The organism is Bradyrhizobium sp. P2_E8 (assembly GCF_056403875.1).
This window is the reverse complement of the sequence record NZ_JBFUES010000059.1, coordinates 1-15,356: the sequence shown is the minus strand read 5'-3', so window position 1 is coordinate 15,356 and position 15,356 is coordinate 1. Positions and strand designations below refer to the sequence as shown.

Here is a 15,356-nt window from a genome sequence, read left to right as displayed (position 1 = left end):
CATCCGATCCGTCCTTCATCGCCTCGGTCTCGCGGTTCGGGCTTGCCACCGAGCCGCTGTCGAGATGGTCGCGGCCGATCACGWCCGGCGCCTTGAGTTCACCGCGCGCCACCATCTCGTTGAAGGCAAGGCCGAGCCGGTGACGATCGCCGAGGCCGACCCAGCAAATCCGCGCCGGCAAGCCCTGGAATTTGATGCGCTCCTTGGCCATGTCGAGCCAGTTGTGCAGATGCTTATCGTCAGGCATCAGCTCCTTGACCTTGGCGTCGGTCTTGAAGATGTCCTCGGGATCGCCCGACAGCGCGGCCCAGCGGAACGGCCCGACGCCGCGGCAGAACAGAGGGCGGATATAGGCGGGAACGAAACCCGGAAAATCGAAGGCGTTCTTCAGGCCCATGTCCTGCGCCATCTGGCGAATGTTGTTGCCATAGTCGAGCGTCGGGATTCCTTGCGCGTGGAAGTCCAGCATGGCCTGGACATGCTCGACCATCGAGGTCTTCGACGCGCGCTCGACTGCCTTCGGATCGGAGGCGCGTTTCACCTCCCATTCGGCGAGTGTCCAGCCTTTGGGGAGATAGCCGTTGATCGGATCATGGGCGCTGGTCTGGTCGGTGACGATGTCGGGCTTGACGCCGCGACGCACCAGCTCGGGAAAAATCTCCGCGGCATTGCCGAGCAGGCCGACCGAGACCGCCTTCTGCGTCTTGGCAGCATCGGCCATGATCGCGAGCGCTTCGTCGAGCGTTGCCGCCTGGCGATCGAGATAGCCGGTGCGCAGCCGCATCTCGATGCGGCTCGGCTGGCATTCAACCGCGAGCATCGAGGCCCCGGCCATGGTCGCGGCCAGCGGCTGCGCGCCGCCCATGCCGCCAAGGCCGGCGGTGAGGATCCATTTGCCGGCCAGGCTGCCGCCATAATGGCGACGGCCGACCTCGACGAAGGTCTCGTAAGTGCCCTGCACGATGCCCTGGCTGCCGATATAGATCCAGGAGCCGGCCGTCATCTGGCCGTACATCATCAGGCCCTTGCGGTCGAGCTCGTTGAAATGGTCGAGCGTCGCCCAATGCGGCACGATGTTGGAGTTCGCGATCAGCACGCGCGGAGCATCGGCGTGGGTGCGGAAGACGCCGACYGGCTTGCCGGACTGGATCAGCAACGTCTCGTCGTCTTCGAGCTTGCGCAACGCCGCCGTAATCCGGTCAAAGCTCTCCCAGTCGCGCGCGGCGCGGCCGATGCCGCCATAGACGACGAGTTCGCTCGGGCGCTCCGCGACATCAGGATCGAGATTGTTCATCAGCATGCGCAAGGGGGCTTCCGTCAGCCAGCTCTTCGCGCTGATGTCGCTGCCACGGGGCGCGCGGATGGTGCGGTCGTTGTCCAGTCGGCGGTTCATGCGGAACACCTCTTCAGGCAAGTCTCGGAAATGGATCAGATGAGAGCACGCCGATCGCAGCCGCCGGCAGCGCGTCGGCCTCGACGAGTGCGGCTGCCTTGGCGAGATCGCCGGCCATGTAGCGGTCGGCGCCGAGCGCGGGCACCTGTTCGCGAAGCGCGGCGATGACGGCGACGAGCGGCGCGCTGGTCGCATGCGGCGCGCGCAGCGTAATGCCTTGCGCGGCGACCAGGAGCTCGATGCCGAGGATGGCGGCGAGATTGTCCGCCATATCGGCGAGGCGCCGTGCCGCATGCGCGGCCATCGACACGTGGTCTTCCTGGTTGGCGCTGGTCGGCGTCGAATCGATCGAGCAGGCGAGCGCACGCTGCTTGTTTTCGGCATAGAGCGCAGCCGCCGTGACCTCCGCGATCATGAAGCCGGAATTGATGCCGGGATCGGGCGTGAGGAACGGCGGCAGACCGAAGTTCAGCGCGGGATCGACCAGCGTCGCGATGCGCCGCTCGCTGATCRCGCCGATTTCCGACAGCGCCAGCGCGAGTGTATCGGCCGCAAACGCCACGGGCTCGGCGTGGAAATTGCCGCCGGAGACGATCTCGCCGGTCTCGACCAGGACGAGCGGGTTGTCGGTGACGGCATTGGCCTCGACGATCAGGGTTCGCGCAGCCTGCGTGATCAGATCGAGCGCGGCACCTGCGACCTGCGGCTGGCAGCGCAGGCAATAGGGATCCTGCACACGTTCGTCGCCTTCGAGATGCGACAGGCGGATGTCGCTGCCGTCGAGCAGCGCAGTCAGCGTCGCGGCCGCGGCGATCTGCCCGGCATGGCCGCGCAGCGCCTGGATTTCAGGGCGGAACGGCGCCGTGGAGGCCATTGCCGCATCGACCGACAGCGCGCCAGTGACAAGCGCTRCACGGGCCAGATGAAACGCGCGCAGCACGCCCGAAATGGCATAGGCGGTCGAAAACTGCGTTCCGTTGATCAGCGCGAGCCCCTCCTTGGGGCCGAGCGTCAGCGGCGCAAGCCCRGCGGCAGCGAGTGCCTCGCCGCCCGACACAGTCTTGCCGTCGACAATCGCCTGCCCCTCGCCGATCATGACCGCCGTCATGTGCGCGAGCGGCGCGAGGTCACCGGAGGCACCGACCGAGCCCTGCTGCGGCACCAGCGGACAGACACCCCGCGCCAGCATTCCCTGCAACTGCTCGATCACCTCGCGGCGAACGCCCGAGGCGCCGCGCCCGAGCGAGATGATCTTCAGCGCCATCATCAGCCGCACGATCGGCTCCGGCGTCGCCGGACCGACACCACAGCAATGCGAGACGATGAGGTTGCGCTGGAGCAGCGCGGTCTGGGCGGGCGGGATGCGCTTCGAGGCGAGCTTTCCGAAGCCGGTATTGATGCCGTAGACGGGGGCGTCTGCTCGCGCCGCCTTGGCGACGATCGCCGCGGCCGCCTCGACACGCGGCCAGAACGACGGATCGAGCACGACGGGCTGTCCGGCAAGCACGCGCGCGAGCTCGTCCAGGCTGACCGTTCCCGGTTTGACGACGATCGCGGTGCCCTGGTCCGTCACTGTCCCCTCCATACCCGGCGGTGCAGCGGATTGAAGCCGATGCGATAGACGAGCTCGGCGGGACGCTCGATATCCCAGATCGCGAGATCGCACCATTTGCCGGCCTCTAACGTACCGGTCTCCTGGAGCAGGCCGAGCGCCCGCGCGCCTTCGCGGGTGACGCCGGCGAGGCATTCGGCCACCGTCATCCGGAACAACGTCGCCCCCATGTTCATCGCCAGCAGCAGCGAGGTCAGCGGCGAGCTGCCGGGATTGCAGTCGGTTGCGAGCGCCATGTGAACGCCGTGCTTGCGGAACGCCTCGACCGGCGGCTTTTGTGTCTCGCGAATGAAATAGAAGGCGCCGGGCAGCAGCACGGCCACCGTTCCGGCCTTCGCCATCGCGGCCGCACCTGCTTCATCGGTATGCTCGAGATGATCGGCCGACAGCGCGGAGAATTTTGCCGCGAGCGCAGCACCGCCGAGGTTCGACAATTGGTCGGCATGGAGCTTGACCGGCAGCCCAAGGCCCCTCGCCGTCTCGAACACCCTCACGGTCTGCTCGGCCGAGAACGCGATGCCCTCCATGAAAGCGTCGACGGCATCGGCAAGGCCGGCCTTTGCGACCGCGGGCAGCATCTCCTTGCAGACGAAATCGATGTAGCGATCCTTGTCACCATCGGCTTCCACCGGCAGCGCATGGGCACCGAGGAAGGACGTGCGGATCGCAACCGGCCGCTGGCGGCCGAGGCTGCGCGCAGCCGCGAGCTGCCGCATCTCGGTCTCGGCATCGAGGCCGTAGCCCGACTTGATCTCGACCGTGGTGGCGCCCTCGCCAATCAGCGCATCGAGCCGCGGCAGCGCGCTTGCGACGAGCTCGGCCTCGCTCGCCTTGCGCGTCGCGGCCACCGTCGAGACGATGCCGCCGCCGGCGCGCGCGATCTCCTCGTAGCTTGCACCCTTCAGACGCAGCTCGAACTCGTGTGCGCGGTTGCCGCCATAGACCAGATGGGTGTGGCAGTCGACGAGGCCCGGCGTGATCCAGCGCCCTGCGCAATCGGTCCGCTTGATGGCATCGGCGTCAGCCGGAAAGTCCGCCGCGGCACCCGCATAGACGATGTGGCCCCCGCGCGCGGCAATCACGCCGTGCTCGATCTCGCCGAGATCGGGGCGATCGGCCCGCATCGTGGCGAGGCGGGCATTGTGCCAGATCCGGTCGAAGCGCTCTGCCATGCAACTGTCCCTTCGCGGATGTCCCTGCGCCCTGGGATGCTTGACTTATATGTCTAGACATATAATCGTAAGCCGGTTCTGTCCAGCCGGCGTGTAATCATGACCCGACTGCATTTCGCCTCCGCGCTCCTGCCCTCGGGCTGGGCCAATGACGTGCAGGTGGTGATCGCCGCCGGCGCGATCGCGGCGGTGACACAGGGCGTGGCACCGGCCGTCGGTGACGAGCGCCACCAAATCGCGCTTCCGGGGCTGGCGAGCCTGCACAGCCACGCCTTCCAGCGCGGCATGGCGGGACTTGCGGAACAGCGCGGCGATTCGACCGACACGTTCTGGACCTGGCGCGAGACGATGTATCACTTTGCGCTGGCGATGACGCCGGACGATGTCGCGGCCGTCGCAACGCTGCTTTATGTCGAAATGCTGGAGCAGGGATTTACCCGCGTCGGCGAATTCCACTATCTGCATCACGATCGCGACGGCTCGCCCTACGCCGACCTCGCCGAAATGGCCACGCGCATTGCACAGGCCGCCGAAGCGTCGGGTATTGCGCTGACGCTGCTGCCGAGTTTTTATGCGCATGGCTCTTTTGGGGGCGCGGCACCACATGCCGGCCAACGCCGCTTCATCTGCTCGGTCGATCGGTTCGCGGCGCTGATGGCTGCGTCGCGTAGAGCGATCGCAGCATTGCCAGGAGCCAATATCGGCATCGCGCCGCACAGTTTGCGCGCGGTGGCGCCGGACGAGCTCGCGGCGATCATTCCGCTCGCCGACGGCGGCCCTGTGCACATTCACGCCGCAGAGCAGGTCAAGGAAGTCGAGGATTGCCTGGCATGGTCGAGCCGGCGCCCGGTGCAATGGCTGCTGGAGCACGCACCGGTCGATCAACGCTGGTGCCTCATCCACGCGACCCACACGACGAACGAGGAGGTCATCGCGCTCGCCAAGACAGGCGCCGTTGCCGGCCTCTGCCCCATCACCGAAGCGAGCCTCGGCGACGGCATTTTTCCAGCCCGCGAATTCCTCGATGCCGGCGGCCGGTTCGGCGTCGGCACCGATTCCAATGTGCTGGTCGGTGTCGCCGACGAGCTGCGCCAGCTCGAATACGGCCAGCGGCTGAAGCATCGCCAGCGCAACGTGCTATCCGGCGGCGCGGGCGCCTCGACCGGACGCACGCTGTTCGATCAAGCCCTCGCCGGCGGCTCGCAGGCACTTGCGCAGCCGCCCGCCGGTCTGACCCCGGGCGCGCGCGCCGACATCGTCACGCTCGACTCCGCGCATCCGTCGCTCGCAGGGCGTCAGGGCGATGCGGCCATCGACGGCTGGATCTTTGCGGCAGGCAGCGGCGCGATCGACTGCGTCTGGGCCGGCGGCGACAAGGTCGTCGAGGGCGGACGGCACCGGCTGCGTCAGGCCGCGCGCGAGCGCTTCAACGCATCGGTGCGGAGGCTCCTCGCATGAGCCTCGCCACAGACGGCGCCGACCAGCCGACGCTCTACAAGCGCATCCGCGCCGACATCGAGAAGCGCATTTTGACCGGCGAGTGGCCGCCGGGTCATCGCATTCCGTTCGAGCACGAACTGGTGGCACGCTACGGCTGCTCGCGCATGACCGTAAACAAGGCGCTGTCGGAACTCGCGCAGGCCGATCTGATCGAGCGGCGGCGGCGCGCCGGCTCCTTCGTGCGCCGGCCGCAGCATCAGTCGGCGGTGCTCAAGATTGCCGATATCCGCGCCGAGATCACCGCACTCGGCCGCGCTTACGGCTACGAGCTGATCCATCGCAAGCTGCGCATGGCGACCGCGGCCGACCGCGACCGTCTCGGCGTGAAGAAGGCCGGCAAGGTGGTCGCGATCGCCTGCCGCCACAGCGCCGACAACGTGCCGTTTGCCGTCGAGGACAGGCTGATCGATCTCTCGTCCGTGCCGAATGCTGCGACCGCGGACTTCTCGCGCGAACCGCCGGGCTCGTGGCTGCTTCACCATGTCCCATGGACAGAGGCCGAGCATACGATCAGCGCCATCGTTGCGGACGATCGCGCGGCGCAGGCGCTCGACATCGCCGTCGGCGCGCCCTGCCTCGTGATCGACCGCTACACGTGGCGCAGCACACGCACGATCACCGCGGTGCGGCTGCTCTATCCCGGTGACTCTCACCGCCTTGTCGCCCGATTCAAGGGAGGCTGAGAGACCAATGTCGGCACAAATCGTGCAACGCTTCGGGCAACGGTCTGCATGGACCGACACGAACAGATCAACAGGACGTCAATCCATCGATCGGCAAGAGGACGACAATCATGCGTAATTCGAAAGTATTCGTGACAATCATTGCCCTTGCGGCCTCCACTCCGGTGCTCGCCGACGACGTCAAGGTCGGCGTCGGCATCTCCGGATGGACCGGCTTCGCGCCGCTGACGCTGGCGAAGGAAKCCGGCATCTTCAAGAAGAACGGCCTCGACGTCACGATCAAGAAGATCCCGCAGAAGGACCGCCACCTTGCGATTGCCTCCGGCGACATCCAGTGCGCGGCGACCACGGTCGAGACCTGGATCTCCTGGAACGCCAACGGCGTCGCCACCAAGCAGATCTTCCAGCTCGACAAGAGCTATGGCGCCGACGGCATGGCCGTGCGCAACGACACCGCCGCGATCAAGGATCTGAAGGGCAAGACGGTTGCGGCCTCCGCGCCCGGCACCTCGCCGTATTTCGCGCTGGCCTGGATGCTCAAGAAGAACGGCCTCACCACGAAGGACGTGACCGTGGTGAATCTCGAGCCCGCCGCGGCGGCGCAGGCCTTCGTCTCCGGCCAGAACGACGCCGCGATGACCTACGAGCCGTATCTGTCGACCGTGCGCGCCGCACCCGACAAGGGCAAGATCATCGCCACCACGCTGGACTATCCGATCGTGATGGACACGTTTGGCTGCACGCCGAAATTCCTGAGCGAGAATCCGAAGGCCGCGCAGGCGCTCGCCAACAGCTATTTCGAGGCGCTCGACATGATCGCCAAGGACCAGGCCAAGGCCTATGAGATCATGGGCGCGGACGTGAAGCAGACCGGCGAGCAGTTCGGTAACTCGGCGAAGTACCTGCGCTGGCAGGACAAGGCCGCGAACCAGAAGTTCTTCGCCGGTGATTTCCTGACCTTCAACAAGGACGCGGCCGAGCTCCTGCTCGAGATCGGCATCATCAAGGCCGCGCCGAAGGTCGAGGACCTCTACGACGCCAGCTTCATCAAGTAACTTCTGCAAGCTGCCGGTTCCGCCAGGAGGCGGAGCCGGCGCCTGATCGACTATTCGGATAGACAGTTTGATGCGTCCCCTGGATCCCGTGACATCGAGGCAACGCGTGGCCTATGGCCTCGCGTTCTTCGTGCTGTTCGTTGCCCTCTGGTCGTGGGCGACCTTCGGCGGCCATGTGTCGAAGACCTTTCTCGCCAACCCGTTGACGATGGTGCAGGAAGGTTTCGACCTGCTGACGAAGCAAGGCTTCGTGTTCGACATCGGCATGACGATCTGGCGCGTCGTCGGCGGCTTCGCGCTCGCCGCGATCATTGCAGTGCCGTTCGGCGTGCTGATGGGCGCCTACAAGCCGGTCGAGGCCTTTCTCGAACCGTTCGTCTCCTTTGCGCGCTACCTGCCCGCCTCCGCCTTCATCCCGCTGCTGATCCTGTGGGCCGGCATCGGCGAGCTGCAAAAGCTGCTCGTCATCTTCATCGGCTCGGTGTTTCAGGTGATCCTGATGGTCGCGGTGACCGTCGGCGCGACGCGCCGCGACCTGGTCGAAGCGGCCTATACGCTCGGGGCCAGCGACCGCGGCATCATCCGCCGTGTGCTGCTGCCCTCCTCCGCGCCCGAGATCGCCGAGATCCTGCGGCTGGTGCTGGGCTGGGCCTGGACCTATGTCATCGTCGCCGAGCTGATCGGCTCGTCCTCCGGCATCGGCCACATGATCACCGACAGCCAGGCGCTGCTCAACACCGGCCAGATCATCTTCGGCATCATCGTGATCGGGCTGATCGGCCTCGTCTCCGACTTCCTGTTCAAGGCGTTCAACGCCTGGCTGTTTCCGTGGAAGCTCGCATGACGACGCTGAAGATCGAACAGGTCTCACGGACCTTCCCCGCGCGCCACGGCAATGCGCCAACGAGAGCGCTCGAGCCGACCGACCTCACCATCGGCAACAACGACTTCGTCACCATCCTCGGCCCCTCCGGCTGCGGCAAGTCCACGCTGCTTCGCATCGTCGCCGGCCTCGACCGGCCGACCGGCGGCAGCGTCACGCTCGACGGGCGCGAGGTGACCGGCCCGGGCGCGGATCGCGGCATGGTGTTCCAGTCCTACACGCTGTTTCCCTGGCTCACCGTGCGCGAGAACATCGCCTTCGGCCTGCGCGAGCGCGGCGTATCGCAGGACGAGCGGCACAAGATCGCCGACGCCTTCATCCGCCAGGTCGGATTGTCCGGCTTCGAGAACCACTGGCCGAAGCAGCTCTCCGGGGGCATGCAGCAGCGCACGGCAATCGCCCGCGCGCTGGCCAATGATCCGAAGATTCTGCTGCTCGACGAGCCCTTCGGCGCGCTCGACAACCAGACCCGCGCCTTGATGCAGGAAATGCTGCTCGGGATCTGGGAGCGCGATCAGAAGACCGTGCTGTTCGTGACGCACGACATCGAGGAGGCGATCTTCCTCGGCAGCCGCGTCGTCGTCATGAGCGCGCGCCCCGGCCGCATCAAGGCCGAGATTGCCATAGACCTGCCGCATCCGCGCTCCTACAAGATCAAGACCACGCCGGAATTCGTCCAGCTCAAGGAACGGCTGGTCGAGGAAATCCGTACCGAGGCGTTGAAGGTTGCCGAACATGCCTGACAATCGTCCCTCCTTCGACGGCGCGCGCGTTCTCGCTGATCTCAACGCGCTCCGTGCCATCGGTGCCTACAAGACCGGCGTGCACAAGCCGACCTTCTCCGAGCCGCACAAGCTTTCACTGGACTGGCTGGCGCAGAAGCTGCCCGATGCGGGTCTCTCCGCCGCCGTTGACGGCATCGGCAATGTGTTCGGGACGAGCACCAAGCCCGGCCCGAAGCTTCTGGCGGGCTCGCACCTCGAAAGCCAGAACTACGCCGGCTGGCTCGATGGTCCGCTCGGTGTCGTCTACGCGCTCGAGGCTGCGCGGGTGCTCAATGCCGATCCTTCCGTGAAGGGCGCGGTCGAAGTCGCCGCCTGGTGCGACGAGGAAGGACACTTCGGGCATTTCCTCGGCTCGCGCTCCTATGTCGGGCAAGTGACCGAGGCCGATATCGATGCTGCGCGCGACCGCACCAGCGGCCGCACCATGCGCGATGCGCTCGCCGACATGGGGCTCGCCGGACGCCCACGCATCGCCGCCGAACCGGGACGGCACGTCGGATATCTGGAGGCGCATATCGAGCAGGGTGATACGCTCGAAAGCGGGCGGCTCGCGGTCGGCGTCGTGACCTCGATCGTCGGCATCTGGCAGTACCAGATCAATTTCGTCGGCGAGCAGAACCACGCCGGCACCACCCGCATGGCTGCACGCAAGGATGCCGGCCTCGCGCTGGCCAAATTCTGCGTCGCGATCGACGAGCGCTTCCCGGCCGCGTGCGGTCCGCGCACGGTCTGGACCACGGGCCGCATCACACTCGACCCGGGCGCGCCGAGCATCATTCCGGGTGGCGCCGAAATGCTGTTCCAGATCCGCGACGACAACCCGGCGGTCATCGCACGGCTGGAGGGATTGCTGAAGGCCATGGCGGACGAGGTCAACGCGAGCGGTCGCTGTACCGTGAGCGTGGAGAAACTGCGGACCGGTGCACCCGCCATGATGAACTCCGGTTTTCAGGACGCGATCGAAGCTGCGAGCAAGGCCGTCGCCGGCGGACGGTCGATCCGTATGCCCAGCGGCGCCGGCCACGACGCGCAGTTGCTCGCGACCATCATGCCCGCGGGGATGCTGTTCGTGCCGTCAATCGGCGGCATCAGCCATCACTGGACCGAGAACACCGCGGACGCCGACATCGTCACGGGCGCGCAGGTGTTCGTCGACGCCTGCCGGCGAATCCTCGGGGGTTAGGCGTCTGATGCCGGCATCATGACCGCAAGTGAACCCTATACCGAGGCTACGACGGGCTATTGGCAGGATCTGACGCCGGAGATCCCTGCACGTTTCCCGGCGACGCCCCCCTATCGCTTCGGGTATCCCGCCACCCTGCCCTGCGGCCGCGTCCTCGTCTTGCCGCTGCGCGAGTTGCCCGATGGCGATCGCGCCGTCGCCTCACTCATTGCCAATCAAGCTTCAAACCTCGTTGTGGCGGCGCTGGCGGACCATATGGCGACGCAGGCGCGCACATTCGATGCCGAAATCGTTGTCGGGCTCCCGACCCTTGGTCTTGCCTTCGCATCGGAGGTCGCCGAACGGCTCGGACAGCCGCGCTATGTCCCGCTCGGCTATTCGCGCAAATTCTGGTACGACGACGCGCTGTCCGAGCCCGTGAGTTCAATCACCAGCCCCGACGCCGGCAAAAAGCTGCGGCTCGATCCGAACCTGCTGCCCCTGATCGAGGGCCGCCGCGTGGTGCTGATCGACGATGCGATCTCGACCGGCGCGACTGCGCTCGCGGCGGTGCGCCTGTTGCAGAAGGTCGGCGTCGAAATTGCCGGCATGGTCGTCGCGATGAAGCAGACCAATCGCTGGCAGGCCTCGACCACGGCACTTCCGGTTCGCGCAGTCTTCGGGTGCCCGCTCTTCCAACGTGGCGAGGGCGGCTGGATACCGCTGGCGGAGACGCAACCCGACATTCCCTGATTGGTCAGGCGATTGCGAGCATCGGCACGCGGGCCATCGCGAGGCATGTGTCTTGAGCAGGATCGGGCAAAACCTGACCGCTTTGGGAAAGATCGCGGGTCCGCATCGCGGCTAGAATCCGGCTCGCAGATGCGAGAGATCCACCATGGCCGAAAGCCCGAACGATGCCGCAACGCCCGCTTCCATCGTCGACGCCCTGAAGGCCGTCGCCGGCAACCCGCCAAAGGTGCGCGCCAGTTTCGCCAAGGGCTGGTGCGTTCGCGGTACCTACACCCCGTCGGACCGGGCGGGAGAAGTCACGCGATCGCAGAGCTTCACAGGACCATCGCGGGTGCTGGCGCGCTTCTCGGTCGGCGGCGGCAATCCCAGCGTAGCCGACACCAACAATCTGGTGCTGCGCGGCTTCAGCTTCAAGCTTGGCGATGGCGATCACCGCTCGGATMTTCTCGCGGAAAGCGCGCCTGTGCACTTTGCTCGAACGCTCGACCAGATGCTGGCCTTCCTCGAGGCGCGCATCCCGGGACCTGATGGCAAGCCGGACATGGCGAAGGTCAAGGCTTTCTCGGCGGCCAATCCCGAAACGCTCAACCAGGCGAACTACGTCGCCGCGCGTCCGCTGCCCGGAAGCTTTGCCGGCACGACCTATTGGGGCGTGCATTCCTTTCCGGCGACCAATGCGGGGAATGAGACGCGCTTCATCAAGTTCAAGGTCGTCCCGGCCCGCGGCGAGATCACGCTGACCGAGGACGAAGCCAGGACGAAGCCGGCCGACTTCCTGCACGACGATCTCGGCACGCGGATCGCTGCGGGCAATGTCCGCTTCAACGTGATGGCGCTGCTCGACCGCCCCGGCGACCCCACCATGGACGTGACCATGCGCTGGCCGGACGAGGATCATCGCGAAGAGGTGCGCCTGGGCACGATCGTGATCACGGGCCTCGAGCCGGACCAGGCCTGCGACGCCTCCATCTTCAATCCGGCCAATCTCGCCGATGGCATCGGTCATCCGCCGGACGAGATCTTTGCGGCGCGGCGGGCCGCCTACGCGATCTCACTCGCGAAACGCCGCTGAGGACGGAAGGCGTCCGGCTTCACGTCTCGCCGTTCGACGCGCCGAGCGACTCGCGGCGCCACGCTGCCGGGCTGATGCCGACGATCGAGGAGAACACGCGCGTGAAGTGACTCTGGTTGGCAAACCCGGCCGAGATCGCGATCTCCGACAGCGGCAGGTCGCGGACGCTCATCAACTGCTTGGCGGCCTTCACGCGTTGCTGAAGCAGCCATTGGTGCGGCGGCACACCGACCGAGATTCGAAACGCGCGGGAGAAATGGCTGACCGAAAGGTCGAGCTCGGCCGCGATCCTCTGCAACGAGAGCTTGCCGCCGAGGTCCGACTCGAGCCTCTCGCAGGCGCGTTTCGCCTGCCATGGCGCGAGACCGCCGCGCGCGAGCCCGGACGTGCGCTGGAGCCCGCCATAGGTCTGGGCGACATGGGCGGTCAGCCCGAGCATCATGTGATCGATGAAGAGCTGATTGGCCTCGTCCGGCCGGCGCAGGCCCTCCCGCAGCGAGGCGCCGATGTGGCGGACGATTCGGTCGTCATGGCCAACACCGATCTGGCAGTCGAGCTCGTCAACCCGCGGCGCGTTGCACTGTTCGGCGACGCTGTCGAGCGCCGAACGTGGAATGTAGAAGAACAGGGAGTGGAACGGCTTGTCGATCACGTAGCGCGGATCGCGCTTGAGGTCGTACAAATAGGTCGTCCCCGCATGGACGTCCGCGGTCATGATGCATTTGCCGCGCTCCCAGAGCTCGCAATCCGGGTAGTCGTGGAGCTTCAGGCTGACGAGAAAGGCGTCTTCGGCGGCGAGCGATCCGGACAGGCCAGGCTCGGGGTGGTCATTCCGGGTTTCGGTGATCGCAAGCTCGGCGCTGCGCAGCGAGCGGGTGACCAGCGAGGGCGGCGCATCCTTCAAGCGCAGGAACTGCCCGAGCCTCTGTCCGTAGGCGCCTGCCTGTGTCATCGGGTCATTCCTTCTGTGGAAGAGCGCAGGCCACAGCGCCCCGCAATTACCGGAATGCATTATCCGACATCCGCCAATGGCTGTCCACACGCGCGCGAGACAAACAGCAGTCGCTTCGGCACGTTCACCATCAGCGAAACACGACGATTTCGCGGCAACTTCAACCTGGTTGCATATTTCGCCCATCCGGAAAGCCGATCACGCATTTTCACAAATGCACGACAAAATGCCGCGACGTCCCGTGCAGGTATCGCAGCGCTAGAACGAGGTGCCGCCGCCGAACCTGAACTCCTGGACGTTGTCGTATTTGCCCTTCGTCAGCGGCACGGCATAGTCGAAGCGCAGCGGCCCGAACGGCGAGACCCAGATCAGGCCGACGCCGACCGACGAGCGCACCACGTTGCCGTCGTCATGATCGTGTCGCATGCGGCAATGCTCCGCCGAAGCAAGGCCGCGATCGCTCGCGAGCGGAGACGACGCCCGCGTGCGCACATCTGCCGCATGCGACATGCGAGCGCCTCGAGTTTTCCAAACGCATCTTGAACCATTCCAATCTCGCTCACCGCACGTTCAAGCAATTCTATTCTGCGCGTGTGGAATTCCGATCGCTTCACCAATAGAAGTCCGCATCGTTCGACGCGCGCCAGCATGCAGCTGCGCGCGTTCGCGCGATGTCAGTTCGGCGAAATTGGGGATCATCATCGGTGGGCGTTGCTTTGTGGGAGAGGAAACATCGTTGGTTTGGCACCGCAGCTGCGATCAACATGACGATGCTTGGTTCGGTCGCATTCGTATCGGTTGAACTCTCGCCTTCCCAGGCGCAGGCCCAGAGCAGCAATTTGCCACCGGTCACCGTCGAAGCGCCGGACGCACCGAAGACGCGCAGCACCGCCGCGTCCAATCGGCGCCCACGATCTTCGCCTGCGGCCTCGACGAGCCGGCGCGCCAACGTGGCGGCCGATCCGAACCGGACTCCGCAGGAGGCCGGAGGCGCGAATGGTGCGACGACCGGCTATGTCGCGACCAGCAGCGCTGCCGGCACCAAGACCAACACGCCGCTGATCGAGACGCCGCAGTCTCTCTCGGTCGTGACCAGGAAGGAGCTCGAGGATCGCAACGTCCAGACGCTCAAGGACGCCGTCAACTACACGCCCGGCGTCACGACCTCGGCATTCGGATACGATCCGCGCTTCGACAGCTTCTACATTCGCGGCTTTGACGTGACCTATACGGGCATCTATAGGGATGGCCTGCGTCAGGGCGGCGGCAATTTCGCCATTCCCAAGATCGAGCCCTATGGGCTCGAGAGCGTGTCGATTCTCCGGGGGCCGGCCTCCGGCCTTTACGGCCTCGGCTCTCCGGGCGGCATCGTCGATGTCACGACGAAGCGGCCGCCGATGACAGCGTTCGGCGAAGTCCAGTTGCAGACCGGCAATTACGATCGCTACCAGGGCAGCTTCGACGTCRGCGGACCGGTCCCCGGCAGCGACCAATTGTACTACCGGCTGACGGGCTTGCTGCGCGACGCCAAGACCTGGTTTCCCGGCAATGACGACGACCGCGCCTACATTGCACCTGCCCTGACCTGGAAGCCGAACCTCGATACGTCGTTCACGATCCTCGGCGAATATCAGACCAGCCGCACCGCTGCGAGCATCGGAAACGCTCGTACAGCCGATGGCAAGCTGACCAACATCTACTCGAACGACCCGGCGTTCAGCGCCATGGACCAGCAACAGTTCCGCATCGGTTATGCGTTCGAGCACAACGTCAACGACACATGGACCGTACGGCAGAATTTCCGGTTCTATCAGGTCAACACGGACGCGAAATACGTCCAGATTGACAAGATCGACGACGCGACCCACACCGCGACGCGTTCGGCCTGGCGAATCCAGGACAATTTCAGGACCGCGACTCTCGACAATCAGGCCGAAGCCAAGTTCACGCTCGGCTCGGTCAAGAATACCGTCCTGTTCGGCACCGACTACAGTCATTCCTACTACGACGACAGGATCGGATGGGGAGCGGCGCCAGATCTCAACCTTCTGACCATGAACTACGGCGCGCAGGCGATCGCCTCGCCGGCATTCTCGATCTTCACCAAACAGTCGATCGACGAGATGGGGGTCTATGTGCAGGAGCAGGCCAGGCTCGGAGGATTCATTCTGACGCTCAATGGCCGCCAGAGCTGGGTCTCGCAGAGCACGACGACGACTCTCGACGGAACTCCGGTCACCCAGAAGCCTTCGGCCTTCACCGGTCGCGCCGGCCTGAGCTATCTGTTCGACAGCGGCGTTGCGCCTATGTCAGCTACGCCACGTCGTTCAGCCC

At 65.6% G+C, this 15,356-nt stretch carries 14 protein-coding genes and 1 pseudogene; 9 read left to right on the top strand and 6 right to left on the bottom strand.

All coding sequences use genetic code 11. The features are described 5' to 3' along the window. The 3 genes from hutU to hutI all read right to left on the bottom strand — a co-directional run. Positions 1 to 1,393, bottom strand: a 1,393-nt coding sequence (gene hutU / locus AC1D00_RS05485) for a urocanate hydratase (protein WP_477009956.1), incomplete at its 3' end; no start/stop codon positions are given. A 13-nt stretch (positions 1,394 to 1,406) separates the two neighbouring features. Then, on the bottom strand, positions 1,407 to 2,966 hold the full coding sequence (gene hutH / locus AC1D00_RS05480) for a histidine ammonia-lyase (RefSeq protein ID WP_477009955.1): 1,560 nt from the start codon (positions 2,964 to 2,966) through the stop codon (positions 1,407 to 1,409). Further along, positions 2,963 to 4,177, bottom strand: a complete 1,215-nt coding sequence (gene hutI / locus AC1D00_RS05475; RefSeq protein ID WP_477009954.1) for an imidazolonepropionase — start codon at positions 4,175 to 4,177, stop codon at positions 2,963 to 2,965. The genes hutH and hutI overlap by 4 nt, the downstream gene beginning before the upstream one ends. Positions 4,178 to 4,276: 99 nt before the next feature. On the opposite strand from hutI, the gene AC1D00_RS05470 reads away from it, so the two are divergent. From AC1D00_RS05470 to AC1D00_RS05435, 8 genes are all read left to right on the top strand, one after another. Then, positions 4,277 to 5,635: a formimidoylglutamate deiminase gene (locus AC1D00_RS05470; protein WP_477009953.1), complete on the top strand. Its 1,359-nt coding sequence runs from the start codon at positions 4,277 to 4,279 to the stop codon at positions 5,633 to 5,635. Further along, positions 5,632 to 6,360 carry a histidine utilization repressor gene (hutC, locus tag AC1D00_RS05465; protein ID WP_027546434.1) on the top strand — a complete coding sequence of 243 codons (729 nt, stop codon included), beginning with the start codon at positions 5,632 to 5,634 and terminating at the stop codon, positions 6,358 to 6,360. Before AC1D00_RS05470 ends, hutC begins: the two co-directional genes overlap by 4 nt. A gap of 110 nt (positions 6,361 to 6,470) precedes the next feature. Then, the gene (locus AC1D00_RS05460) at positions 6,471 to 7,415 is read left to right on the top strand and encodes an ABC transporter substrate-binding protein (protein ID WP_477009952.1); all 945 of its coding nucleotides are present in this window, start codon (positions 6,471 to 6,473) and stop codon (positions 7,413 to 7,415) included. Positions 7,416 to 7,485: 70 nt separating this feature from the next. Further along, a complete protein-coding gene (locus tag AC1D00_RS05455) occupies positions 7,486 to 8,259 on the top strand; it encodes an ABC transporter permease (protein ID WP_027546432.1) in 774 nt (257 codons plus the stop codon). Beyond that, positions 8,256 to 9,041, top strand: coding sequence for an ABC transporter ATP-binding protein (locus AC1D00_RS05450; RefSeq protein WP_477009951.1), 786 nt, complete (start codon positions 8,256 to 8,258; stop codon positions 9,039 to 9,041). The genes AC1D00_RS05455 and AC1D00_RS05450 overlap by 4 nt, the downstream gene beginning before the upstream one ends. Further along, the gene (locus AC1D00_RS05445; protein ID WP_477009950.1) at positions 9,034 to 10,266 is read left to right on the top strand and encodes a hydantoinase/carbamoylase family amidase; all 1,233 of its coding nucleotides are present in this window, start codon (positions 9,034 to 9,036) and stop codon (positions 10,264 to 10,266) included. Before AC1D00_RS05450 ends, AC1D00_RS05445 begins: the two co-directional genes overlap by 8 nt. An 18-nt stretch (positions 10,267 to 10,284) precedes the next feature. Further along, positions 10,285 to 10,998, top strand: a complete 714-nt coding sequence (locus AC1D00_RS05440; RefSeq protein ID WP_477009949.1) for a phosphoribosyltransferase — start codon at positions 10,285 to 10,287, stop codon at positions 10,996 to 10,998. A gap of 145 nt (positions 10,999 to 11,143) precedes the next feature. Further along, positions 11,144 to 12,070, top strand: coding sequence for a catalase family peroxidase (locus AC1D00_RS05435; protein ID WP_477009948.1), 927 nt, complete (start codon positions 11,144 to 11,146; stop codon positions 12,068 to 12,070). Between the two features lie 19 nt (positions 12,071 to 12,089). Here AC1D00_RS05435 and AC1D00_RS05430 read toward each other — a convergent pair whose 3' ends face one another. From AC1D00_RS05430 to AC1D00_RS05420, 3 genes and pseudogenes are all read right to left on the bottom strand, one after another. Continuing rightward, positions 12,090 to 13,022: a helix-turn-helix domain-containing protein gene (locus AC1D00_RS05430; RefSeq protein WP_477009947.1), complete on the bottom strand. Its 933-nt coding sequence runs from the start codon at positions 13,020 to 13,022 to the stop codon at positions 12,090 to 12,092. Positions 13,023 to 13,280: 258 nt separating this feature from the next. Then, positions 13,281 to 13,508, bottom strand: a pseudogene (locus AC1D00_RS05425) (BamA/TamA family outer membrane protein); the annotation flags it as partial. Between the two features lie 124 nt (positions 13,509 to 13,632). Continuing rightward, a complete protein-coding gene (locus AC1D00_RS05420) occupies positions 13,633 to 13,971 on the bottom strand; it encodes a hypothetical protein (RefSeq protein ID WP_477009946.1) in 339 nt (112 codons plus the stop codon). 1 nt (position 13,972) lies between these two features. Here AC1D00_RS05420 and AC1D00_RS05415 point away from each other — a divergent pair. After that, positions 13,973 to 15,356, top strand: a 1,384-nt coding sequence (locus tag AC1D00_RS05415; RefSeq protein WP_477009945.1) for a TonB-dependent receptor plug domain-containing protein, incomplete at its 3' end; no start/stop codon positions are given.

Excerpts from the sequence above, each read along its gene's own strand:
- hutI (WP_477009954.1), bottom strand. The coding sequence starts at position 4,177 with ATGGCAGAGCGCTTCGACCGGATCTGGCACAATGCCCGCCTCGCCACG.
- AC1D00_RS05470 (WP_477009953.1), top strand. The coding sequence starts at position 4,277 with ATGACCCGACTGCATTTCGCCTCCGCGCTCCTGCCCTCGGGCTGGGCC.
- hutC (WP_027546434.1), top strand. The coding sequence starts at position 5,632 with ATGAGCCTCGCCACAGACGGCGCCGACCAGCCGACGCTCTACAAGCGC.
- AC1D00_RS05455 (WP_027546432.1), top strand. The coding sequence starts at position 7,486 with ATGCGTCCCCTGGATCCCGTGACATCGAGGCAACGCGTGGCCTATGGC.
- AC1D00_RS05450 (WP_477009951.1), top strand. The coding sequence starts at position 8,256 with ATGACGACGCTGAAGATCGAACAGGTCTCACGGACCTTCCCCGCGCGC.
- AC1D00_RS05445 (WP_477009950.1), top strand. The coding sequence starts at position 9,034 with ATGCCTGACAATCGTCCCTCCTTCGACGGCGCGCGCGTTCTCGCTGAT.
- AC1D00_RS05440 (WP_477009949.1), top strand. The coding sequence starts at position 10,285 with ATGACCGCAAGTGAACCCTATACCGAGGCTACGACGGGCTATTGGCAG.
- AC1D00_RS05430 (WP_477009947.1), bottom strand. The coding sequence starts at position 13,022 with ATGACACAGGCAGGCGCCTACGGACAGAGGCTCGGGCAGTTCCTGCGC.